Origin of the sequence: Hespellia stercorisuis DSM 15480, from assembly GCF_900142165.1 — a bacterium.
GTDB classification, from domain to species: domain Bacteria; phylum Bacillota; class Clostridia; order Lachnospirales; family Lachnospiraceae; genus Hespellia; species Hespellia stercorisuis.
Map to the genome: position 1 here is coordinate 1 of NZ_FQZY01000057.1, position 21,676 is coordinate 21,676.

Annotated in this window: 23 protein-coding genes; 3 read left to right on the plus strand and 20 right to left on the minus strand. The window is 43.8% G+C overall.

All coding sequences use genetic code 11. The features are described from left to right. Positions 1–314 precede the first annotated feature (314 nt). From BUB85_RS15710 to BUB85_RS15785, 16 genes are all read right to left on the minus strand, one after another. Positions 315–1,145 carry a DNA-methyltransferase gene (locus BUB85_RS15710; RefSeq protein WP_073112228.1) on the minus strand — a complete coding sequence of 277 codons (831 nt, stop codon included), beginning with the start codon at positions 1,143–1,145 and terminating at the stop codon, positions 315–317. A gap of 18 nt (positions 1,146–1,163) precedes the next feature. Continuing rightward, positions 1,164–1,757 carry an LbetaH domain-containing protein gene (locus BUB85_RS15715; RefSeq protein WP_073112230.1) on the minus strand — a complete coding sequence of 198 codons (594 nt, stop codon included), beginning with the start codon at positions 1,755–1,757 and terminating at the stop codon, positions 1,164–1,166. Continuing rightward, positions 1,754–2,539, minus strand: a complete 786-nt coding sequence (locus tag BUB85_RS15720) for a hypothetical protein (RefSeq protein WP_242945455.1) — start codon at positions 2,537–2,539, stop codon at positions 1,754–1,756. Before BUB85_RS15720 ends, BUB85_RS15715 begins: the two co-directional genes overlap by 4 nt. Further along, positions 2,536–3,504: a DUF3991 and TOPRIM domain-containing protein gene (locus BUB85_RS15725; protein WP_073112232.1), complete on the minus strand. Its 969-nt coding sequence runs from the start codon at positions 3,502–3,504 to the stop codon at positions 2,536–2,538. The genes BUB85_RS15720 and BUB85_RS15725 overlap by 4 nt, the downstream gene beginning before the upstream one ends. After that, the gene (metK, locus tag BUB85_RS15730) at positions 3,504–4,664 is read right to left on the minus strand and encodes a methionine adenosyltransferase (RefSeq protein ID WP_073112234.1); all 1,161 of its coding nucleotides are present in this window, start codon (positions 4,662–4,664) and stop codon (positions 3,504–3,506) included. Before metK ends, BUB85_RS15725 begins: the two co-directional genes overlap by 1 nt. A 168-nt stretch (positions 4,665–4,832) precedes the next feature. Next, entirely contained in the window at positions 4,833–5,255 is a 423-nt protein-coding gene (locus BUB85_RS15735) for a HEPN domain-containing protein (RefSeq protein WP_073112236.1), read from the minus strand. Then, positions 5,245–5,595, minus strand: a complete 351-nt coding sequence (locus BUB85_RS15740; RefSeq protein WP_159434661.1) for a nucleotidyltransferase family protein — start codon at positions 5,593–5,595, stop codon at positions 5,245–5,247. Before BUB85_RS15740 ends, BUB85_RS15735 begins: the two co-directional genes overlap by 11 nt. A gap of 145 nt (positions 5,596–5,740) precedes the next feature. Continuing rightward, positions 5,741–6,517 carry a class B sortase gene (locus BUB85_RS15745; RefSeq protein WP_073112240.1) on the minus strand — a complete coding sequence of 259 codons (777 nt, stop codon included), beginning with the start codon at positions 6,515–6,517 and terminating at the stop codon, positions 5,741–5,743. Next, positions 6,504–10,895, minus strand: a complete 4,392-nt coding sequence (locus tag BUB85_RS15750; protein WP_073112242.1) for a SpaA isopeptide-forming pilin-related protein — start codon at positions 10,893–10,895, stop codon at positions 6,504–6,506. The genes BUB85_RS15745 and BUB85_RS15750 overlap by 14 nt, the downstream gene beginning before the upstream one ends. Before the next feature lie 122 nt (positions 10,896–11,017). Further along, positions 11,018–11,512 (minus strand): gamma-glutamylcyclotransferase family protein, encoded by a 495-nt coding sequence (locus BUB85_RS15755; protein WP_073112244.1) that lies wholly within the window; start codon positions 11,510–11,512, stop codon positions 11,018–11,020. Between the two features lie 10 nt (positions 11,513–11,522). Continuing rightward, positions 11,523–12,476 (minus strand): amidoligase family protein, encoded by a 954-nt coding sequence (locus BUB85_RS15760; RefSeq protein ID WP_073112247.1) that lies wholly within the window; start codon positions 12,474–12,476, stop codon positions 11,523–11,525. Between the two features lie 50 nt (positions 12,477–12,526). Then, positions 12,527–13,858, minus strand: coding sequence for a DNA (cytosine-5-)-methyltransferase (gene dcm / locus BUB85_RS15765; protein WP_073112249.1), 1,332 nt, complete (start codon positions 13,856–13,858; stop codon positions 12,527–12,529). Between the two features lie 41 nt (positions 13,859–13,899). Continuing rightward, a complete protein-coding gene (locus BUB85_RS15770; protein WP_073112251.1) occupies positions 13,900–14,307 on the minus strand; it encodes a hypothetical protein in 408 nt (135 codons plus the stop codon). A gap of 169 nt (positions 14,308–14,476) precedes the next feature. Continuing rightward, positions 14,477–14,749: a hypothetical protein gene (locus BUB85_RS15775; protein ID WP_073112253.1), complete on the minus strand. Its 273-nt coding sequence runs from the start codon at positions 14,747–14,749 to the stop codon at positions 14,477–14,479. After that, positions 14,746–15,657 (minus strand): ParM/StbA family protein, encoded by a 912-nt coding sequence (locus BUB85_RS15780; protein WP_159434662.1) that lies wholly within the window; start codon positions 15,655–15,657, stop codon positions 14,746–14,748. The genes BUB85_RS15775 and BUB85_RS15780 overlap by 4 nt, the downstream gene beginning before the upstream one ends. Positions 15,658–15,855: 198 nt before the next feature. Next, positions 15,856–16,257 (minus strand): hypothetical protein, encoded by a 402-nt coding sequence (locus BUB85_RS15785; protein ID WP_073112257.1) that lies wholly within the window; start codon positions 16,255–16,257, stop codon positions 15,856–15,858. Between the two features lie 113 nt (positions 16,258–16,370). Here BUB85_RS15785 and BUB85_RS15790 point away from each other — a divergent pair, with 113 nt between their 5' ends. Further along, entirely contained in the window at positions 16,371–16,607 is a 237-nt protein-coding gene (locus tag BUB85_RS15790) for a helix-turn-helix domain-containing protein (protein WP_073112259.1), read from the plus strand. Positions 16,608–16,671: 64 nt separating this feature from the next. Here BUB85_RS15790 and BUB85_RS15795 read toward each other — a convergent pair whose 3' ends face one another. Continuing rightward, complete coding sequence (locus tag BUB85_RS15795; protein ID WP_073112261.1) at positions 16,672–16,974, minus strand: hypothetical protein; 303 nt, start codon at positions 16,972–16,974, stop codon at positions 16,672–16,674. 130 nt (positions 16,975–17,104) lie between these two features. Here BUB85_RS15795 and BUB85_RS15800 point away from each other — a divergent pair, with 130 nt between their 5' ends. Further along, complete coding sequence (locus tag BUB85_RS15800) at positions 17,105–17,356, plus strand: helix-turn-helix domain-containing protein (RefSeq protein ID WP_073112263.1); 252 nt, start codon at positions 17,105–17,107, stop codon at positions 17,354–17,356. 87 nt (positions 17,357–17,443) lie between these two features. On the opposite strand, the gene BUB85_RS15805 is transcribed toward BUB85_RS15800, so the two are convergent. From BUB85_RS15805 to BUB85_RS15815, 3 genes are all read right to left on the minus strand, one after another. Beyond that, a complete protein-coding gene (locus tag BUB85_RS15805) occupies positions 17,444–18,160 on the minus strand; it encodes a DUF4240 domain-containing protein (protein WP_073112265.1) in 717 nt (238 codons plus the stop codon). Between the two features lie 57 nt (positions 18,161–18,217). Next, the gene (locus tag BUB85_RS15810) at positions 18,218–18,766 is read right to left on the minus strand and encodes a hypothetical protein (protein ID WP_073112267.1); all 549 of its coding nucleotides are present in this window, start codon (positions 18,764–18,766) and stop codon (positions 18,218–18,220) included. 164 nt (positions 18,767–18,930) lie between these two features. Continuing rightward, a complete protein-coding gene (locus tag BUB85_RS15815) occupies positions 18,931–20,463 on the minus strand; it encodes an ABC transporter ATP-binding protein (protein ID WP_330392355.1) in 1,533 nt (510 codons plus the stop codon). 204 nt (positions 20,464–20,667) lie between these two features. Here BUB85_RS15815 and BUB85_RS15820 point away from each other — a divergent pair, with 204 nt between their 5' ends. Continuing rightward, positions 20,668–21,654, plus strand: coding sequence for a helix-turn-helix domain-containing protein (locus BUB85_RS15820; RefSeq protein WP_073112269.1), 987 nt, complete (start codon positions 20,668–20,670; stop codon positions 21,652–21,654). Positions 21,655–21,676 lie beyond the last annotated feature (22 nt).

A 21,676-nucleotide genomic window follows, 5' to 3' on the forward strand; every position in this document is an offset into this window, starting at 1 on the left:
AGAAGATATGTCCTTTCGAAAATATCTGTGTCGCGGAACTGTGAATGTCCTTGCGGAAAGTACCATGATCGCAATTGCTCATAACATCAATAAACTTCACAGAAAAATACAATCCGGTAAAATAGGACAGCATTTATTTGAACTTAAAACAGCATGATTTTTGAACTATCAAAATTCAAAACAACCTTTTCATAGAAGGTCTGGTTCAAGTACGCCCAAAAATCAATATGAATCAGAAATGGAATAAAAAGGACATTTCTGTAGGAAAAAAAGAGCTGCGCACCGCTGAATTTAATCAGCTAGTGCGACAGCCCCTATTCTTTCTCTGATTCTTTTTTCTGGTTTTCCTTCTGTTCGTTCTCCCACGCTTCCAGTGCGAACTGCACCCGGTCTGTCCCCAGCTTGAAATAAGCGTCTGTCACTTCAATGCCGACAGCTTCGTATCCTTCTTCCACCGCTGCAAGGATGGTTGTACCTGCTCCGGCAAAGGGGTCGAGGATACGTCCACCCGGTTCACAGATCTGGATGACATCCTTCATGAGCTGCAATGGCTTCTCCGTCACATGAATGCGGTTCTGGGGATTCCCATAACGGAACACCCCCGGCAGGCAGGATACCGGACGGTTCACTGGCATCGGTCCGTTGCTGCCCCAGACGATATATTCAGCCTGCTGGCGAAAGCGCCCTTTCTGCGGGCGGGAGTTTCCCTTATCCCACACCGCTGTTCCTCTCCAGATCCAGCCTGCCCACTGGAGAGCATCGGTGATGGACGGATACTGTCTCCAGTCAATAAAGAGACAGATGGGCGCGCCCGGCTTGCAGGCTTTTCGTACATCGTACAGCCACTCTGCCATCCAATGGGTCCAGGAGCGCTGGTCTTTGTTATCTCCATCAAAGTCTGGCAGTGCATTCACTGATTTCATGCTGCTGTATTTTTGATTAGTGGTACGGTTTCTTTCATTCTGCTTCGTGCCACCGGAGGCATACGGCGGATCTGTGATGACCGCATCGAACACGCCGGGTTTGAATGCCTTGACATATTTTAAGGTATCCCCATGCAGAATCTTCCATTTTTTACCGCCAATCACCTCTGTTGGCATCATCCCTTCCATAAGTAATTCTTCAAGTTTCAAAGTATTTTCCAATAAGCATCATCCTCTCTTTTATCGTTCTTCTCTGTTTCTTTTCTGTTTGCCATTATCATTTTTCTCTGGATTCTCCAGTTTTTTCTGCTTTACGAGCACTGCTCTTTTTCCATCCTCCAGAACAAATAAGTCCTGTGTGGGGTTCTGCAATTTCTCGCCCGGCAGGACATTCTCACTGATGATAAACCACCCATTCACTTCCCCATAAACATTACAGCTTCTCTGTAGTAATGGGGACTGACCAGTGGTGTGGTTCTTTCCTATGACCGCATATCCGGCAACTCTGGCATCTTCTTTAATTTCACCGCTTTTGATAACGCAGTACCCTTCTGCTAATGCCATGTCAAATAACTGGGAATCTCCACTGACCAGAGCGGATTCCCGTACCAGAGCACCATCGTGCAGAACAGCATCTTCGCCCACATGGGCCTGCTCACAGCATATGGCATGTACCTCAATCCAGCAGTTTCCTTCCTGAGACAGGTTATCTGCCGACTGGACATATCCACCCAGGTCCCCTTTCATGCACACATTTTCAATATTTTTCAGTGCCCGGATGCGGTGGAGCCAGGAATACTTGGGATGGCTGATATTGGTAATCTCATATTTCATCGACAGTCACCTCCCCTCTCTGGTTTCTTTTTGCTATTCTTATTTACCGCTTGCGGCTGACTCAGTTCCGTCTCCACATATTCACTGATGATGCCAAGTGCCTTGTAGTAATCGCCCGAATTCATGACCCGCTCCACCATCTCTTTGGCTTCCTTTCCCTGTCCGTTCCGCCGGAGCAATCGCTTGGCACTTGACAGAATGGCAAAGATATTTCCATCATGCCCTATGAGCTTCAGTTGTGGTCGTGTCGGTTTCTGTTCTTTCTGCGCCGGATTGTTTTCTCTCTGTGATGCAACCAACGCATAGTCAACAGGCTGCCAGAAATGCACATTTAGCGTACCGCCATCTACCTTGATATCCTGCTGTTCAAAGCCTTCGCCCCAACCATCAGAGTATTGCCCGGTAATATAGTCACACAGTCTTTCCAGATCATCTCCTTCCAGAGACTCCCGAAGCTGCAGCGTGGTACATCCATACAGAATCCCCTCTGCCTGCTTGACAGACACGATGGCACTTTCCACTTTTGCCTGCAGGTCAGGGTGTTCATTACAGTAATCCATAAGATTACACACTTGTCCCTCTTCCCCTATGCCATTTCTGATATCTATTGCTTCTGTGATTGCATCCTCATATTGCGCCAGATCTGCCCCTGTCAGAGGCTCACCGTAGTCGGTATCATATTCCTCATGCTCTGATATTTCATCCGGAGAAAAATCCGCTGTCAGCTGCGTCATCAAATGAATCTCTGAAATTCCTATATCTTCTTTTCCGATTGTTCTCACCTTCCTCTTTCCACTTGTTTACATTGTTTCCTCTGTTCTGCTCTCTGCTTTGCCAGATCGCCATAGTCTGCGCCATCTATCTGTGGCAGGTTCTCTATCATTTGATAGCTTCCCTCATAGGCTTTTTTGATATGTTCACACGCCCCTCTTCCAGCAAAATCATTGTCGGTGCAGAGTTCGATTTCTCTGATTTCCGGGTGCTGCTTAAGAAAATGTTCCAGAGCCACAGGCTTTTTCATCACTCTGTGGCTCTGACCTTCTTTCGGTGCACTGATTCCGCCAAGCACGAGCCGGTATTTATCTGCCCTTCCACCTTCCAAGGTCATGTGAGCCATAGCGTCAATGGCTGCTTCATAAACTGCCACACGCACACTTTTTTCCTCTGGTGGAATGCAAAATGCATACGTTTTTTCACTCCCTGCCTGTTCAATCCGAAAGGACTTCCCCTGCTTGTCATAAATGCCCCGAAGAAATGCATACCTTGGCTTCTGCTTCTCATCCACGCCAACGAAGACAGCATTGTGATAAGGTGCGCTTTCGTATAAGATCTGCTTTTCCACACAGTATTTTATGACCGCATTGCTGATTCCCCTACCAGACAGATACTGCCGGATACGGTTCCACGTAGGATACCTCTCCGGCAGTACAAATGCTTTTTTCTCTTTATAAACAGGCTCTGCTGGCACATAGGACGGATTTTCGCTACACAGGAGCTTCACTGCCTCAACAAAAGGCATCCCATCTACATAGATCAGAAATCTCAAGGCACTTAAGCCTCCGATATCTCTGGATTTCCAGTGCCACAGGCTGGTTCTCTCACTAATTTTAAAGCTATCGTGGTCTGTCAGTTCCCACTCATACCGAGCCGAGGATTTCTTCAGCCGCTGGGGCTGGTATCTTTGCAGATATTCAATGGCTGTCATCTCTCCAGCCGCCTTGATTTCTTCTTTGCTTACCCATGCCATCAGATCACCGTATTACGAAGTGCTTCAGCCTTATCGGTTCTCTCCCAAGGGAATTCCTTTCTGCCAAAATGTCCATAGGCGGCTGTCTGATGGAAGATTGGGCGATCCAGGCGAAGCGTGTTTCGGATCTGCTTCGGTGTCAGTCCGAACACCAGCGGCACTGCCATTGCAAGGCAGTCATCGGCACACACCTTGCCTGTGCCAAAGGTATCCACCTGTACCATCACTGGTTCTGCCACGCCGATGGCATATGCAAGAGACACCTGACATCGGCTGGCAAGACCCGCTGCAACCATGTTTTTGGCGATGTAGCGCGCCATATACGCTGCGCTTCTGTCCACTTTGGAACAGTCCTTGCCGGAAAATGCACCGCCGCCATGTGGTACCTGACTTCCATAAGTGTCCACCATCAATTTTCTTCCCGTGAGCCCGGTGTCCGCCTCCATTCCGCCGAACACAAAACGTCCAGATGGATTGATCAAGACCTTCGTATCCTCATCTGCCGGAAGTAGACGCAAAGCCTGCTTTAGCACTTTGTTGCGGATTTCCTTTTCCAGTTTTCTCTGATCCTTATCTGCCTTGTGCTGGCAGGAAACAACCACACTGTCTACACGCACAGGCTTCCCATCTTCGTATTCCACCGTCACTTGTGCTTTTCCATCCGGCAGGATGTCCGCAATGTAATTGCTTTTCCGGCAGGCAGTCAGTTCACGGACAATGCGGTTTGCCAGTACTACTGGCATGGGAAGCATCTGTTTTGTCTCATCGGTGGCATAACCAATCATGATTCCCTGATCTCCTGCCCCATCACTCCAGTCATCTGCATCGCTGACCTGACCGCTTCGCTGCTCTTTTGAACACGACACCGCTTCTGCGATGTCAGGACTCTGGGCGTGGATCAGCGTATCCATCGTAATTTCTGCATTCGGATATCCTGTATCATCCAGAACCTTTCGGATGATGGCAAACACATCCGGTTCCTCTTTGCTGGTAACTTCCCCTGCAACAATGATGTTTCCCTTTGTAGCAAGCACTTCGCAGGCTACCCGTGATTGGCTGTCCTCTCTCAGACACGCATCCAAGATGCTGTCTGCAATCAAATCGCAGACCTTGTCTGGGTGTCCTTCTGTCACTGCTTCTGCTGTATAATATCGTTTCATAATGTAATCCCTTCTTTCTGTAAATTGAAAAAAGCAGGACACACTCCTTTTTTACGGGAATATGTCCTGCTTCTCATTTCTTCACTATTTTTTTGTAAAAGAAAACTCCCCAGATAAACTGGGGAGCCTCCAGAAACTATACCTTGCGATCCTACGGTCAATCTTATTTTATGATTCAGCTTCTTCCGAATTCAACACAGGATGCTTTTTGATATATTCTTCAACTGTCTGATAAAACTTTTCCGCACGTTCCAACTGGATAGAAGAATCCTCTCTGGATGCAATGAAAAAATCTGAATAATCGCATTTTTCTCTGATTCGATAGGCACTGTCAATCGTCTTGTAAATTGTTTTTTCAAATTGGCCTGTATGCACATAAAACTGGTTAAAATGTGCAATGACAGAACTATGTTTGGATGCGTCAAAACCATCCAGTATATTCACTGCACGGATGCTGTGAAAGATGGCATAATAAGAACGGTTGACAGATGCTTTGTAAAAGCCTGCCTGATGATTGCTTCTGGCTGTCATCAAATCTTCTTTCGCCCGTTCCAGACGATATTTGCACAGTGTTGGGATATCAAGCGGCATACAATACAACCCCTTCCTCTGAAACATTCTTATAGAATGGGGATATCTTCATCCAGTCAACGTACTCCTGATAGCTTACATCGATGATAGAAAACACTTTCAGATATTTCAACGCAAAATCTGTTGACACATCACTTAATTTGTCCTCATATCCACGCAGTTCCTCCGCACTTCCTTCTACTAAAACCATAATATCCACATCGGATTCACTTGTCTGCGTTCCTCTTGCCACTGAACCATATAATATAACTGCTCTCAGTCTATTTCCATAAACCTCCTGTAAAAATCCGGCAAGTTCTTCTAAGATTTTCTTCAACTGCTTATCTTTGATCTTATCCATAACACCAGATCTCCTTTCTTGCATGGTTGCCTGCTTCCTTTTAAAAGCGCATCTTTTCTGCTTATAGTTTACCACACCACTGAAAATTTAGCCACTGCAAGCTGGACTTTTTCATCTTTTCAATATTCTTTTTACATGACAGTTTTTAATCTTTTTCCACCGCCACAACCACAATTCTGGCACCATCCCACTCATACGCACAGGTGACAAGCGTCAGCACATGGTCGGATACGTTCTGAGAACCTCCGGTTTTGAACACTGATAGTGCCTTTGCACGTTCCACATAGCTGTCCACACCTTCCATTCCGAACACTACCTGCTGGAACGGAAAGATGCCTGTATCTGCGGTCATTACTGCCACTATTTCGTACTCTGATACACCGGATATTGTTTGGAAAAAGACACTTTTATGTGCCTCCCAGTAGCTGTACTGACGGTATTGATCCAGGTTCCCGAACATCGCACCACTGTTCATATTGTGGCCATAGATGATAAGATTCTGGCTTTCAGACACGTTGCTGTTCCACTGCAGAAACAGGCTGCCATTGGCACTCCACTCTTTCTTGTAGTTGCGTTTCAGATAAAATTCCGGCTCGGATTCCGTGCTTTGAAGCACAGGATAATCTATGTTTGTTCCGGGAATCGTAAGCCACCCCTGCACATCCGGGTAAGCTGCCTGAAGTGCTGCAAGGTCAAGGGGAGACACTTGGCTTTTCTCCCCAGCCGATGGTCTTTCTTCTTCGGGAGAGGTATCCCCCGGAGTATCTCCGGGAGTTTCCTCTTGGAAGTCTTTCTTTAGCTGCTCTGACAGTTCCTGATTCTGTCTCGGCACAAGCACCATGTCATAAAACAGGATGCCTGCACTGATCAGGAAAACCAGAAGCAGAATCAGGCGAACCGCCTTTCGCTTATTTTCTTTCATTTGTCTTATGATATTTCTTTTTCTTACGGATAGTGAGTACCAGTCCTGCCACGCAGATGCCGCATAAAATAACCAGTAAGATCGGTTTTAACGGATTATCTCCCGTCTTTGGTACGGATGTCTCCGGTGTTCTTGCATCTTTCATTTCTACTTTCTGCACCTCCCTTGTATCTTCTAATGTGAATTTTACATCTTCTGCGATTTCATATCCGTCCGGTGCTGTAATCTCTCTAAGAGTCAGTTCCACACCTACCGGAAGTTTCTCTACGCTGTGCGGCTTTCCATCGGTCACCCATTCTTCCAGCACAGTTCCATCTTTGTCTAGGATCTGAAGTTTTGCTCCTTCCAGCTCCTCGCCTGTGGTAATGTCCGTCTTGGAGATTTCTGTCTTGGAATATCCATCTTTCATCTCCACTTCTGTGACCGTTCCATCTTCCAATACCTCAAATTCGATATCTTCTGCGGACACATATCCATCTTCCAACGGTGCGAGTTCTTCGTGAAGTGTATAACTTCCCTCCGGCAGTCCATAGACTACATGCGCCTCTTTGGTGCTGGTCCATTCTTCCACCACAGTTCCATCTTTGTCCAGAATCTGAAGCGTTGCTCCTTCCAGCTCTTCGCCTGTAGTAAGATCCACTTTTGTAAACTGTGACTCGGTTGGCTGATTCTCCACTTCTTTCGTAAACGTAAGGACTGCTGTGTTCTGGTCTTCATAATCCGCTTCAAATTCCCAGATCTCCTCATTTGGCAGATAACCCGGCAGACGCTGTTCTTCCTTCACATAGTATTTTCCATGGAACAGATCACTGTCAAAGGCCACCTTTCCATCTGCATCTGTTGCTTTCTTCTCCAGCAGAGTATCCTTTTCTACCATGACTTCGCCCTGATTGGAAAGAATATCCTCTGCAGCATACAAGCCGAATACGACACCCTCCAGAGCTTCGCCGGATACCGCATCTTTTTTACTCAGAGATACCTCCACCTTCTGGCGCTCATTTTTATAAGCAACCCCTTCATAAACCACAGCCTGTGTATCATCTTCGGCTGTCAGGGTGAATTCCTTCTGTTCTGTGTTCAATACGAAATGCTCACCTGCTACGGTTTCTTTCATATAATAAGAGCCAAGCGGCAAGTTGTTTACCACGGCTTTCCCTTCTGCATCCGTAACAAGCGTTCTGACCAGATCATCCTTGTGATAACGGATAACCGGATTCCCTTCTTTATCTACTGCGCCATCCGGTGCGTAGATTGTTTCTTTTGCGTGGAGTTCAAACTCTGCTCCTTCCACACCTGTTTCCTCGTAAACAAAGTCACGCAGGATGCCAGACTCGGATTCTTCTCCGGTTACCGCTTCTTTGATATTTTTAAGGACTGTTCCAACTTTATCAAGCAGTGAATCTCCTGTCACTTCCACAAGCTGTTCCCCTGTCTTTTCCAGTGTCAGGCTTCCCACCTGTTCATCATTTGGCTGTTCCACTTCTACAATGACTGCTCCGGTATCCGGGTCAATCTGATGAGCGGTATCATCTGTCACCGTAATCTCGATGCTGTTCTTCGGTGTTTCTTTATAGCTGCCCCGCTCTGTCACGGAAATGCCGGAGATGATCTCTTCCCCATCAAATAAGGACATTTCATATCCCTGACGTACAAATCCTTCCGGCGCTTTTACTTCTTCAATACGGTAGGTCGAACACTTCAGTTCTTCCGGTGTCACCAGATAACCTTCCTCATTGGTCGTGAACACGCTGAGTTTTTCATGCTTTGGATACTGAATAACCTGCTCGACATAGGCTTCTTTTATGCAGTCATAAATCTTGTAGGAAGCACCTGCCTTTAAAACCGTATTGCCTGTGTGGGCATCCTTTTTGATGATCTTAAGCAGGAACTCAAACGGGCGGTCATCGAATACACGCCACTGCTGTGGCTCTCTGCTGTCCTCACTGATTTTTACAATAAATGGATTCACTGGCTTTAAGTTTTCCGGCACCGTGCTTTCCACTACTACATAATCTCCATATGGGATTTCCACGCTGATAGCATAGCCTTTGGCATCTGTGATCAGTTCTGGTACTGCAACTGCCTTTCCATTCTCATAGGTCACTGCCACCTGCTCCTTAGAAAAATCATAAGCGGTGAAATCCTTAGCAGTAAATGTACTTCCATTGGATGGTTTCAATTCGCCACTTTTCACTTTGGAAAGGCTGCTTACTAGATAAACACTAAATCCCGCACCTTTGATGAGGTCCGTTTCTGTCTGTGATCCGTCCTCGCTGATCTTGATGAGCTGGAACGCCTGTTTCTTCACCGTTTCTGTTACGGTCAAATCTCTGGTTACTTCCTTTTTCTCCTGCCCTTCATAAGATAGCGTCACATCATATCTTGTCGTATCAAGGGTGTATCCCTTTGGCGGAGTGATTTCCTTTACATACATTTTCCCAAGGAACAGATCCGTAAAATCAAGTGTACCATCCGCACCAATCGTTCCCTGTGCGATCAGGCTGTCCTTCTTATAAAGCAGACCTGTACTTTTATCCGGGTGATGGATTTCTTCTGCCGCATACAGCCCATAGACGGCTCCTGCCAGCTCACTATCTCCCTGTGGCACGAACTGCTGTGTCTCACAGTCAATCTTTTCGATATGTACCGAACCCTTGACATACTCATCCGTTCCTGTCACTTCAACGGTCTTTCCTGCGGTCACATCCACCGTATAGACGGTATCATTTTTCACATAGTTGATGGGAGCGGTAAGTTCCTTGACATAAGCAGTCTTTACGGAGGCTTCGAAGTAATCACTTATCGTTTTTCCATCGGCTGCTGTCGAACTCATCTGCATCAGCAGATTCTTGCATGCTTTGTCGGTGTAAATGCCATAGACTGCGCCATTCAGTGGATTGGCTGTCTTCGCATCTTTTTTCACGAGCTGGATTCTGGTCATTTCCAGCCAGTCTACCTCAAAGCTGACAGGCTCTGCTGTCTCTGATTCAAAGACACCGATATCCTGACTTGCATCCCCTGTGGTCAGTACCAGCGTTCTCCATGATTCCCTCACTGAACCTTTTAGTGTACCAGAAGCAAAGCTGCCAGTCACACTCATTGGTGCGGTCAGGTAGAACGTATCACCGCCATAGATGCGGATGTCTCCATTGCTCTTTGAAGTGCCTTTTATCTTGTTATAGCAGGTCACATTGGCCGGCACGGTAATCGTGATATAGTTTCTGCCATCTCCGCTTAATTTGATATCCGAAGTCTTCTGTGTATCCCCATCTCTCACTGCTTTAACCGAGGTATTAGATAAAGAGATCTCACCTTTCGGCGGCTCTTCCATACCGAACAGATAATCAATATAAGCAATCACCCCTGCATTTACCAGGTCATTATAATCACAGCCTGTGAACCCTGCCTCTCCGGCATATGCATAGCTGGCTGCAATGTGGGTATAAACATACTTCTCATCCCCGCTTTTGCCAGACAGATAACTTCCTGTCACATCTCCGGCGCCGCCATAACCATAATATAAGACCTTCTGGAGATTTTTGTTGGAATCCAGGACATTTGCCACATAATCTCCATCTGGGGGAGAGGCTTTCTGTGACTGGAGGCAGTATGCTAATTTTCCATTTACCGTAAATCGGCAGGTCAGATAATTCCCGATATAACTTGGATAATAAATCGTTTCCCCTTTATCAAGATTTACCGTTGTAGCTCTGGCTGTCATCACATCTGCACCCGACAGGATCATGACATCACCTGTGGCAATATCCTCTTCCAGTTTCTGCAAGGACGCCTCTGTATCTTCTTCACTGCCTGTCACGTTCACTTCTGTTGGAGTCTGGGACAGTTCTGTTTCCGTTGCTGTCTCAGTTCCGTTCTCCGAGTCATCTTCCGATTCTGTATCCTCTTTCTGGTTCTCCCCACCGTTGGATTCGGTATGAGCCTCACCTTCTGTTTCCGTCAGAATAATCTTTCGAGTGATGTGATAGCTGTCTCTCTGATCTTTGGGAACAACCAGATAGGTCGCAATATAAGTACCTGCTTTATCCGGCTGATAGTTTTTTCCATCTTCCGATTCGATACCGGTCAGTGTCACGCTCTCTTTCTCGGCATCAAAGGTGATTCCTTCCATGCTGGTTTCTACGGCAAATTCCGTGTCAGATACACTTTTGGTAATATCTTCTGCGGTAACCAGAGGCTGTTCTGACTGTACCGTGGCTTCACTTTCCTCGGTCTGCGTTTCCACAGCCGCTGTTTCTAATTGCAGTCCCTCATTTTCTTCGGCTGCATAGGCATAGCTGGCACTGCCCAATGGACTGATTCCCATCAGCATGGCAAGTCCCAGTGCGACTGCTCTTGTCTTTATTTTTCTCAATTTCATTGCTTACTCCTTCCCACTTTTCCCAAGTGTTCCTTTTTTATATGAAAGGCTGCACATGATAGCCTTTCTTCCTTTTGCGACATACTAGGGTATAAAAATACCGCAGGTGCTATTCCTGCGGCTCATCTTATCCATCTTTCATGCATGGGTTTCTTATTCTCCTGTTTCAATGCCATTTCTTCTGATCTGGTACGCTTCACCGCTTCCATGATGTCTCTGGAATCAATCCCATTCTGATGGCATCCTTCCAGAATTCCAGCCAGATACCAGTCCTTGGGACGAGCAGGCATTTTCCCCTGTGGTTCAGCCATAATATAGACCGCCACTTCCATCGGTTCTCCCGCTGCATTCTTTACGGTAATCATTTCTTTCCCATAATGCCTTGGATAGCCTTCATAATAATCCAGCCTCTTTTCACAGTCCTGCGTAATCTTCCAGAGCACACCGTCCACATGGCTTCCCTGTTCCAGCACAACCGTGGCGAATCCAGCCCCGGCAAAAGAAAGACGATAGTCCTCCAAGCGAACATTTTCTACTACTCTCGCTGCAGGACACCGTTCCCTCATCTGGTCTAAATTCATGTTGCTTCCATAAGCAAAGTATAATCGTTCCTTCATATTGTCTCTCCTAACGTGTTGATTCATTCTGGTTTCTTCTTAGACATTCGTAGCTGCTCCTGTCATACCGCCATGCTTTATCTCCCTCAAGGTTTGCCAAAAGATGCTCTCGGACATTTTTGTATTCCGGTCCGATGAGCTTTAATCGAAGCAGAAAGGTGCGGAAGGTAAAACATGGGTTTTCCGATATCTCTGTTTTCTTGGCATGGGTACATTTCTGATTGATTGCCTGTGCAGATATGGCAAGGGCAAGCGTGATGTTCGCTCTTACTTTTCCCGCATGAAGTGTGCTTTCAAAACACCGCCACTCCAATGTGCCTTTGGAAAAGACAGCATGGAGATTGAGTGCATGATATCTGGTGTCATCATAGTGCGTATAGCTACCGTCCCGGCCTTCATACCACGCCCGTTTTAGCTGCTCCATTGAAATGGTACTATTTGGCATCTTCCTGATGTCCTCCAGCACCGTCCGTTTCACTTTCTGACAGTAATCATATTCCCGGCTTGGCTGTACTTTCAAAGCCTTAAATAAAATATCTTCCTTTGAATACATAATGGATAGAGCATTTTTCAGGCTTCTCGGCGTATGATTGGCTGCATCTATGTGAACATGCATACCACAGGAACCATTTACCCTTGCACCATGATGCCTTAAACAGCGTACAACTTCCTGAAGTTTTCCCATTTCTTCATACTCCAGTTTTGGACTGACCATTTCTGTCTGGTATTCATTTCCAGCTCTTGTGTACTGATTTCCAGTTCTTCTCTCGGCCCTGATGCTTACATCTTTGCTGAATTTCCATTCCTTTCCATCTAAGTCCCGGACACACCACGAATCATAAGATTGGATGTGATAAGGCTCCTTTTGGAACAACTGTCCAACCACTGTCGCAGCACGTAATCTGGTGATACCTGTCATTTCAATCTCTGTACCAAAATACTGGTCCTTGATATCGATTGGCAATCAGCATCCCTCCTATCTGGCTTCATCCTTTCGTAATGGAAAATTCTTCTTTATCCATCCTTTTCCTCATTTTTTTCTTCTAGTGATGCTTTTGCAGACCGGATTCTCCTTCCAATGGCTTCTATCACATTGACTGTGACACCATTTCCCGCCTGTTTATAGAGCTGACTATCAGACATATCCTCTAACATTCGGTCAATCTGATTATCATGGTATCCCTGCAGGCGAAGACATTCTCTTGGGACGAGCCTGCGGATTCTGCCATGATATACCACACCATGGCGGTCTGTCGCTGTGATGGTGAACATCGGCTCGTCTGCTTCCTTCATCCGTCTCCCATTCTGGCGGACATTCTCTTTTCCCGGTGTGAGGATGGCTCTTGCGCCAGACTCCTTTAAGACACCGGAATTTTCCCCTTTATGGTTATGGATGCTGGAGCTTTGCCTTGTATTTAAACAGCGGGCATTTTCTGTCACCAATGGTGGTGGGGACAAATCCACAAAGTGTAATGTCCCCTGCTGAATACCTGTGGTCAGGGTATGGGCAACTTCATGCCCTACCCTTCCCCTTCTGCTGTTAATTTCGGCATACCCAAGATCAATGCTGTCACCCGGATATGCCATCTTGTATCCCTTTTTAGTGTTCTCCTTAATGGGAAGCCCCACTTCGTAGAGCCCTGTCTTTCCACCCATGCCACCAGCACTGGACGTAAGCGTACAGCTTAGTCCTTCTTTATCGTAGACTCTTTTCCCTTGGCTGCCGCTTCGGACTTGAACAAGAGTTGCTGCATTTGTTTCGGGGAAAGGTAATACTTTTCCGGCACATCTGCAATCAAGATATCCGACAATATACACGCGCTTCCTTGACTGGGCAACTCCGAAATCCTTGCTGTTAAGCACTTTCCATTCGACATGATACCCCAGCTCAGATAACGTGCTGAGAATGGTGTGATACGTCCTACCCTTGTCATGCGATAACAGCCCGGGAACATTTTCAAGGAGAAAAAAAGAAGGTCGCTTTTCTTTAAGCAGTCTGGCAATCTCAAAGAAGAGAGTTCCTCTTGCATCTGCGAATCCTTCTCGTTTCCCGGCAATAGAGAATGCCTGGCAAGGAAATCCTGCACACAGCAGGTCAAAATCCGGCATTCTTCCTGTATCAATTGTTCTTGCATCATCGCAAAACCACTCCCCTTCCGTATCGAACAGTCTTCGGTAGTTCTTATCTGCATAGACATCCACTTCACAGTGGCCAATGCAGGTAAAACCGCCTGCTCTTGTGAGTCCTTCACGAAATCCTCCGATTCCGCTGAATAGATCAAAAAATTTAATTGTTTCGGTTCCGGTTACCGCCTCCTTTTTCTTCGAAACAAACAGAAGCGGCATGGCCGTATGCCACACCGCTTCTGCGTGTTCATTGTGTTGTTTTAAAATTCTTCTGTTATATCGGCTGTCGTTTCAGCACTTTCTGATTCTTCCTCGGCTTCTGACTCTGCATTCTCTTCCTCATCTTGGGTTTCCTTTGTTTCCTCATCTTCCTGCCGGAATATTCTTTCTTCCTCATCCAGTGCCTTTTCGATGATTTCAATCAGAAAATCCTTCTGTTTACACCCTTTCCTTACGATGACTTTTTTCATTCTCCCAAATAATTCCTCAGTCACCTGTACTGCCAATGTTCTCGCTGCCATTTTACTCGCTCCTTCTTTCATAAAGTGTTCTTCAATCACCTGCTCGATAAATTTTTGTGTACTGCTCTCTGTCAGTTCGATTTCCTCCCGCACCTTCTCATGCAGCTCCAGCGGAATCTTACCACATATGTTTTTCATCTCTGCCATATGGGGTTCTCCTTTCGTTTTGCTACACACAACATACTCCAAAGCTGCAGAGAATGCTATTCACATTACCCAACAAATATTAATGTCTGGCAGGTCCAAAAACCTAGCATATGCAACAATGTATGTATCTGTCCAAAACTTTCGGTAAGCACCACCTCCTTTCCCCTGCTCAGTCATCCATCTGAGACAGAAAATCCAGCATCTGATCTGGAATATCTCCTGCTCCATCGCTTTTAATCTGTTCCGTTTTGACACCTTTTAGCTCTTCCCGCACAGTTCTGCGGATAACCGCCTCCAGTGTTGCCTCATTCCCTTCCTTTAAGATTGCCTGCACCAGAAAATGGTTCTTTTGCCCTTCCGGAACACGCTGTAAAATCCCCCACGCTTTCCTGTGAGCCGCATTTTCCAGATTCGGACGAAAGGAAAAGACCGGGCGGCTCATCGTGTGGCCGACATCTGCCCTACAATCCTCTCATAGCCAGAGGCGTTGGCATGGATGTCTGTGAGGTAAATCTGCCGACACAGCCCATCCTGTGTCCTCACGTGGCGTTTTAGAATGGCCGCGCCTCCACCCATGACGATGGCAGGCACTGCCTTTAAGTCAAACCCGGATTCTGCTATGGCAGACAGGATGCGTTCCGTATATATGCGCCCATATCGCTGGATAAGTTCCCGCACCTCCTCTCCCATGCTGCAGGCACTTCCGTTTAGAACACGCTCCACCTGTATCTCTGTTACAGACAGTCCTGTGCTTCTTCTTACCTGTTCCATGATCTCATCAATGCAGCGGATGACACCCATCTCCAGACTCCGGCAAGTTGCTGCATTTGGAACAGCATTGTCCAGTCGCATCAAATCCACCGTCCAGCCCCCGATGTCAACAAGCAGGATGGATGGTTCTGAATTGATCCACTCCGGCTGAAGAGCCAGGGCAGAATACCCCTGCGGAAACAGTCTTACATCCTGTATCCGCACTTCGTAGCTTTCATTTTCATATTTAAAACGCAGCGGCTGCTCCTTGCGGAACAAGTACTCCCGAAATGACTTTTTCTCCCTGCCAAAACTGCCGAGGGGTAATCCGGCAGCCAGGATGACGCTGCACTTTTTGGGTGCTTTTCGAACACTTAGTTCTTTGGCAATGGCTGCCATTGTGAGCAGATAATAATTGTCATTTGCTGTCTTGTCCTTTAAAAGGGTCTGGCGCCCACTGCCGCAGACAAAATATCGTCCTTGATATTGCAGAACATTCTGCATAGTATATGGCTCATAGTCATAAGCGGTCAGACCTGTCGGGAAACTGATATGTGCCCCCTTGATGGCATAATAACCATGATCGATTCCTATAACGATATAATCACGTCCTTTCTAATATTTAGTTATAAAGTGAGAACTCAAACAGGAAGGTGTTTGAGAGAGATGTGACTGCCTGTACCTGGCTGGCGTAGGAACACTTGCTTTCTTTCCCAGCCGGATATGGTCTTTTAGTTTCTGATGGTTGTCATATTGTAATCACCCCTCTTTCTTTCAAAGAAAAACAGGCAGTACACCTCAAAGTGTATCTGCCTGCCCTGTTATCTCCATAATCATTCCCGTATCCTGCTTATCAATGAGTTTTGCAACGATCCTTCTCGCTTCTTCATTTGGTACTGCCTCGTAAAAGTCTTTGATCCATAACCGACTCATTTCCAACGCATCTTCTATGATTTCCTCACAATAGAAAACATCCGCTTCCATGATATATTTTTCTATTCGTTCAAATTCTTCCTTAAATTCCATTGCACGTTCAAACCAGAATTCCAGATTGAAATCCTGAAATCCCAAGTAATCCGTCAGGTAAGTAAGCCTGTCAAAATCACGAATCTTCAATTTTTCTTCCCCCAGTATCAACGCTCTGTCTTTCTGACCGCACAGCATTAAAAAACGCTCTTTTTCTCTGTCCTTATGCTTCATATCGTTATTCCTCCGCAATATTTCGCTATTACGAAACATTATAAGAATTATTCCTAGTAAAATCAATATAAAAGTTTCTTTATTACGAAACATTACATTGAAAGGAGTATGCCATGCAAAAGATTCGTCCCGATATGGATATCGGCAATAATATCCAACGCCTGCGCTATCAGAATAAACTTACACAGGAACAGGTCATTGCAAAGTTAGAACTGATGGGTATTCACATGTCCAAAAGCACTTATGCCAAATTAGAGACCAACCGTATGAATATCAAAATCAGCGAACTGGTTGCTCTTTCAAAAATCTTTCATACCGATATCAATGCTTTCTTTGAGGGACTCCTGTAAGCAGTTTTACAGATGTCCCTCTATTATGTTCACATCTCTGTTTTCCACTTCTGACTCTTTCTTCCTATTTTTTTAATACATTTGAAAATGCAGCACCGTAATCATACATCCTTTTAGACAAATGTTCTGCAATCTGAAATAAGTTTGAAATGATCAACTCTACATCTTTATCCTCATCCGTGCCCAGCCTTTCACACAGATTCTGATTTGACTGATACACTTCCTGATATAATCTGTTACACAATGCTCCTGATGCAAACTCATTCTTAATTACTTCCTGTGCCGAAGCCACTTTTTCCGTCTGAGCCAAATTGCCTGTTATTGCATCATACAGATATTGTTTGAATTCATCACTGTTCCAATCCATTCTTTTTCTCCTTTTGTATTTTGTCTCACTTTTACAACCGATTGTACCCTTTCTAACAAGTAAAATCAATATATAAGGTGCAAAAAGTGAGACAAACATTTTGACACTTTTTTGCAGGAAAGGACAGGATATGCCAAAACCACGCAGTCATTCCGGTGAAAAGAACCTGATCAGCAACCGGCTGATCGAACTCCGCCAAAAACATAATCTCTCCCAGCGAGATCTGGCACAACGACTCCAGCTTGCTGGCTATGATATGGATAAGAATGTCATTACCAGAATTGAGACGAATAAACGCTATGTCACTGATATCGAATTAAAAGCACTGACAGAAGTCTTCGGTATCTCTTACGAGGATTTGATTGATGACAACACCGATTAATGTCTGGCAGGTATAGGAACACTTGCTTTCTATCCCAGCCGATTATGATTTTTTTGTTCCTGAAGTTCATCCTCTTGTTTCTGAACACTATCTGGACTGTTCTTCTTGCTTTCGTATTTTGTCTTTTTTTTGTTGGCTTCTTATGTATTTCTTCGCTTCGATAGCCCTTTTTTTCACCTGCTCTTTTATTTCTGGAAATGGGATATCCCATGTAGAATAACTTTTAGGATTTAGGAGATGGGTCTCCTTCATAAATTGGGCACTAATTTGGGGATATGCCAAAAGCTCATCTGGCAATTCCAGTGGATAATCAATCATCGGATGATATTTAATATCTTTCGATACCTCCTGCAGCATCTCCTGGTCCATTTCCTGAGTGCAATCATCATAGGCACTTCGTCCGGTCTGTTCCTTATAGATCTCATTTCCAACATAACTAAGTAACTCAAACTCACAGTTTTCGTACTTCTCCACCGCTACAAGTGAATCTGGATTCGCCAACGCTGCCATGTAAACTTCTTTCCCTTGTCCCACAAGCCATGCTTTAAAATTAACAAATTCCTCATATGTGCAGCCCTCTTCTTTAATCAGATTCACTGCTGTCCAAAGGCCATATCTACTGGCTGCCTCATAATATGCGTGCAGAAACCTATGAAATTGTAAGGAATGTTCCGGGGGCATTCTCAACAATCCTTTTTTTATCCACCAAAGAGAAGCATTCAGATCTTTCCCACACTGCATTTTCGCCTCCTCGATGAGCTGCCAAAAAGTATCTTTGTTTATTTCCTCTATTTTCCTACTCATATAAAACCTCTTTCTAAAAAGTGCATTTGATTGGATATAACCGGATTGTGTTTTGCTTTACCTTTCCGGCACATCCTTTTTCGGCTCCTTTTTGTTTTCTTTCAGCAACTGTACATCCTCAAAAAAATAATTTACCCATTGCTGCATGTCCTTAAAATCTACGAAATCCGGTATGACAACAGTCAGAATCACCGCATCCTTCACTTTCCGCTGATCATGCTGATGGTAAAGCGTTTGCATGTCACCCCAATATCCATCCCCGCCAGTTTTAATATCTTCCTCTCTTCCGTCAACGCTGATGATATAACAGGCACTGTCAACACCGATTTCTTTCTGCTGAATCTGTTGGCCTTCATACATCTTTCCTGACAGGTACGTGCCTAATGTTTCTTTTGGGGCCAGGTAAATGCTCATGGTGCGAAGTGTAAATCCTGGGCATTCTGGAACCTCCTCTTCCTTCAAAATTACTCTTGTTTTAAAATATTGGGGCGGCTTAAAATCCACTACCAACTCCTTCAACCGCTCCCCTTTGAACTCCTCAAAGTACAGCGGGTCACCAAACACAATGTGTCTGGGACATTTCACTTCGTATGACTCTTCTCTCATATGTATCCCTCCTACTCACGTTTAATTTTGCATATAAAAAAACTGGTCTGAGAGTTCTTTTTCTCTCAACCAGATACGCATTCTTCCTACCTACTTCATACACATATTTCTCTATCTCTTGTGTATGCTGTACCTATATTCCATTCTTTTTAACTTAATACACTCTATACACAGCCAAAACTGTTACCCCAGTTTACATCAAGAATAACGATAGGAGCTTTTTTCAATATAGCACGGGCAATCGCAATTCTTTGTTTCTCACCACCAGATAATCTTTTTCCCGCATCACCAGCAGAAGTGTCATAACCATTTTCTAACAGGTTAATAAATTCATCACAACAAGCGGCTTTTGCAGCAGCATAAACTTCTTCATCTGTAGCTTTTGGATTCCCTAGACGAATATTTTCTTTTAGTGAACAATTAAAGAGAAAATTGTCCTGTGTAACGAAACTGACAATATCTGATAACTGTTTTAAAGGAATATCTTTAATATCTACTCCACCAATTTTTATATTTCCGTTTGTTACGTCCCAAAAGCGTGAAATCAAACGGGCAACTGTCGATTTACCACCACCAGAGGGTCCGACTAATGCTGTAAAGCTACCTTGTGGCATTTTTAAATTCACATCATGTAATACTTTTTCATTATCTTTCCCAGTGTAAGAAAAATCTACATTTTGCAATGTAACATCATAATGTTGTAATTTAACATTTTGTTTAGAACTTTTTAATTCTGGCATATTAATAAATTCAAGAGTTTCCTTGATTCCATATTCCATGACTTTCATTTCATTTACAAATACCTCTAATCTCATAAGTGGAGCAATGATACTCAATGATAAAATCAAGCACATACAGAGTTCAGCAGCAGTTAGTGAGCCATTTGCAAAAAGAATCAATCCTACTGGCAGTGAAACCAATAATGTAGATGGTAAAATTGAGAAAGCCAAGTACATTAATTTCCATGTACTTTGATACCAATCTACTGTATAATCCTTAAAGGAATCTACTGCTTTAGCAAATTTTTCATAAGAGCTTGTCGCTTGATTAAAAGCCTTGACAACCTCGATTCCTTCAACATACTCAATAATGACACTATTGACATGATTATTGGCTTTCATATAAGCGTCATATTTTTCTGTGAAATTTCTGGTCATAATTCCAAATGGAATTGCAGCCAAAGGAATAGTTGCAATCGAAGCAAGAGCCATACGCCAATCAAATACCAGCAAGAATATAAAAATTGCGATAGGAATAACAATATTTCCTGTTGCTTCTGGTATAAAGTGGGCTAAAGGTGGTTCGATAGCTTCTACTCGGTCAACAATAACACTTTTTATCTGACCGATTGTTCTATTCATAACATCACCTAATGGTGCTTTCATCAATTTATCCGCTATTTCCATACGAATTGTTTCAAGAATAGTGTAAGCACTGATATGTGATAAAATTGTAGATATAGCAAAAAATACTAATCGAATCACATAGCCACCTACACATATTCCACACCAAAATAGTATTTGTGAAGTATCTTCTTTTCCCTCGATAAACAATTTTAAAATTTGATAAACTCCAAGAAAAGGGACAAATCCACCGAATACACTAATAATGGAACAAAGCACTGATATAATCATCTTACCTTTGCAGCGTGAAGCAAAAGAAAGAAGTGCTTGAAACCATGTTTGTTCATTTTCCAATGAAACGACCTCCTTTTTTTCTGCAAATCTTCTTAAACTAACTTGTATTAACTTAAAAAGTCTGCTATATTTTTATTGGTTAGCTAAATCTAACTAACACATATGATAATTTAAAACTTTTTTTTGATTTAAGCAATAGTTATGGCTAACCTTCGTTGAATCGTGCTGAATGTTCGTTGAAAGTGGATAAAAGGAGATGTATTTATGAAAGCTGAAACAAAGAATTTACCTGAACCATGTCTTGTACAGTTGGATTTTCAACCCTGTGCCTGTAAGGAAACACTCAATTTAGAGGGAGTATGTTATGAACCACCAAAAGATTTAGGAGAGGGATATTACTGGTATTATGAAAAAGAGGGTATGTTTGCCATAGCAGTATTAGATTTACGATTAAAACAAGATAAAGTATTAGAATATCAACAACAGGATTTTATATCTATTAACTACTATGACACCATATCAGCCGAAGAATTATCTCCCTATAAAAGATTAAATGCTAACTGCATTAGAGGTCATGTTTCAAATAGTCAAATGTTTCGTGCTAGATACCATAAGAATGTTCCGATTCACGGAATCGAACTTATGCTAATGCCGGGTTATTATCATGACTACTTAGAACAAAAATATCCAAATCAATTTTCAGACCCTAAATCCGCATTTCTTAGCATAGATGGGATAACAGATTTCCCTCAATTAGTGCTATTAATGCGTCAATTACAGACTTTTCAAGGAACAGGTATTTCAGCTCATCTATTTTATGAAAGCAAAGTCACAGAAGCACTTTCTTTAATTATTGAAAAATCCAAAGAGCATAAAGGTTTTACACCGAGTGGTGATTTATCAAAAGATGATTTAATCAATTTAGACGCAGTAAAATCATACATAAACGACCATTTTGCTTTTGATATAAAAGCAGACCACCTAACCAAAATAGCTTGTATGGGACAAACAAAATTACGTTATTCATTTAAAAAATATTACGGTTACACGATTACAGAATATATTCAGAATAGAAGAATTGCACATGCTGAATATTTATTAATTGGTACTGATTTTACAATCAGCCAAATAGCAGAAGCTGTAGGCTATTATCATTCTGGACGTTTTGCAAGTTTATTTCAAAAGAATACAGGTTTATATCCAGATGAATACAGAAAAATAATGAAAAGTGTTAGCGTCGGGCGAAATTGACCATTCAGAGTCGGGAAGAAAT

Bases quoted from the DNA above. Each gene is read 5' to 3' on its own strand.
- BUB85_RS15805 (WP_073112265.1), bottom strand. From the start codon at position 18,160: ATGAGTAGGAAAATAGAGGAAATAAACAAAGATACTTTTTGGCAGCTC.
- BUB85_RS15755 (WP_073112244.1), bottom strand. From the start codon at position 11,512: ATGAAGGAACGATTATACTTTGCTTATGGAAGCAACATGAATTTAGAC.
- BUB85_RS15810 (WP_073112267.1), bottom strand. From the start codon at position 18,766: ATGAGAGAAGAGTCATACGAAGTGAAATGTCCCAGACACATTGTGTTT.
- BUB85_RS15770 (WP_073112251.1), bottom strand. From the start codon at position 14,307: ATGGCAGAGATGAAAAACATATGTGGTAAGATTCCGCTGGAGCTGCAT.
- BUB85_RS15745 (WP_073112240.1), bottom strand. From the start codon at position 6,517: ATGAAAGAAAATAAGCGAAAGGCGGTTCGCCTGATTCTGCTTCTGGTT.
- BUB85_RS15800 (WP_073112263.1), top strand. From the start codon at position 17,105: ATGCCAAAACCACGCAGTCATTCCGGTGAAAAGAACCTGATCAGCAAC.
- BUB85_RS15775 (WP_073112253.1), bottom strand. From the start codon at position 14,749: ATGAGCCGCCCGGTCTTTTCCTTTCGTCCGAATCTGGAAAATGCGGCT.
- metK (WP_073112234.1), bottom strand. From the start codon at position 4,664: ATGAAACGATATTATACAGCAGAAGCAGTGACAGAAGGACACCCAGAC.
- BUB85_RS15735 (WP_073112236.1), bottom strand. From the start codon at position 5,255: ATGCCGCTTGATATCCCAACACTGTGCAAATATCGTCTGGAACGGGCG.
- BUB85_RS15820 (WP_073112269.1), top strand. From the start codon at position 20,668: ATGAAAGCTGAAACAAAGAATTTACCTGAACCATGTCTTGTACAGTTG.
- BUB85_RS15790 (WP_073112259.1), top strand. From the start codon at position 16,371: ATGCAAAAGATTCGTCCCGATATGGATATCGGCAATAATATCCAACGC.
- dcm (WP_073112249.1), bottom strand. From the start codon at position 13,858: ATGCCGCTTCTGTTTGTTTCGAAGAAAAAGGAGGCGGTAACCGGAACC.
- BUB85_RS15750 (WP_073112242.1), bottom strand. From the start codon at position 10,895: ATGAAATTGAGAAAAATAAAGACAAGAGCAGTCGCACTGGGACTTGCC.
- BUB85_RS15795 (WP_073112261.1), bottom strand. From the start codon at position 16,974: ATGGATTGGAACAGTGATGAATTCAAACAATATCTGTATGATGCAATA.
- BUB85_RS15740 (WP_159434661.1), bottom strand. From the start codon at position 5,595: ATGGATAAGATCAAAGATAAGCAGTTGAAGAAAATCTTAGAAGAACTT.
- BUB85_RS15725 (WP_073112232.1), bottom strand. From the start codon at position 3,504: ATGGCATGGGTAAGCAAAGAAGAAATCAAGGCGGCTGGAGAGATGACA.
- BUB85_RS15785 (WP_073112257.1), bottom strand. From the start codon at position 16,257: ATGAAGCATAAGGACAGAGAAAAAGAGCGTTTTTTAATGCTGTGCGGT.
- BUB85_RS15715 (WP_073112230.1), bottom strand. From the start codon at position 1,757: ATGAAATATGAGATTACCAATATCAGCCATCCCAAGTATTCCTGGCTC.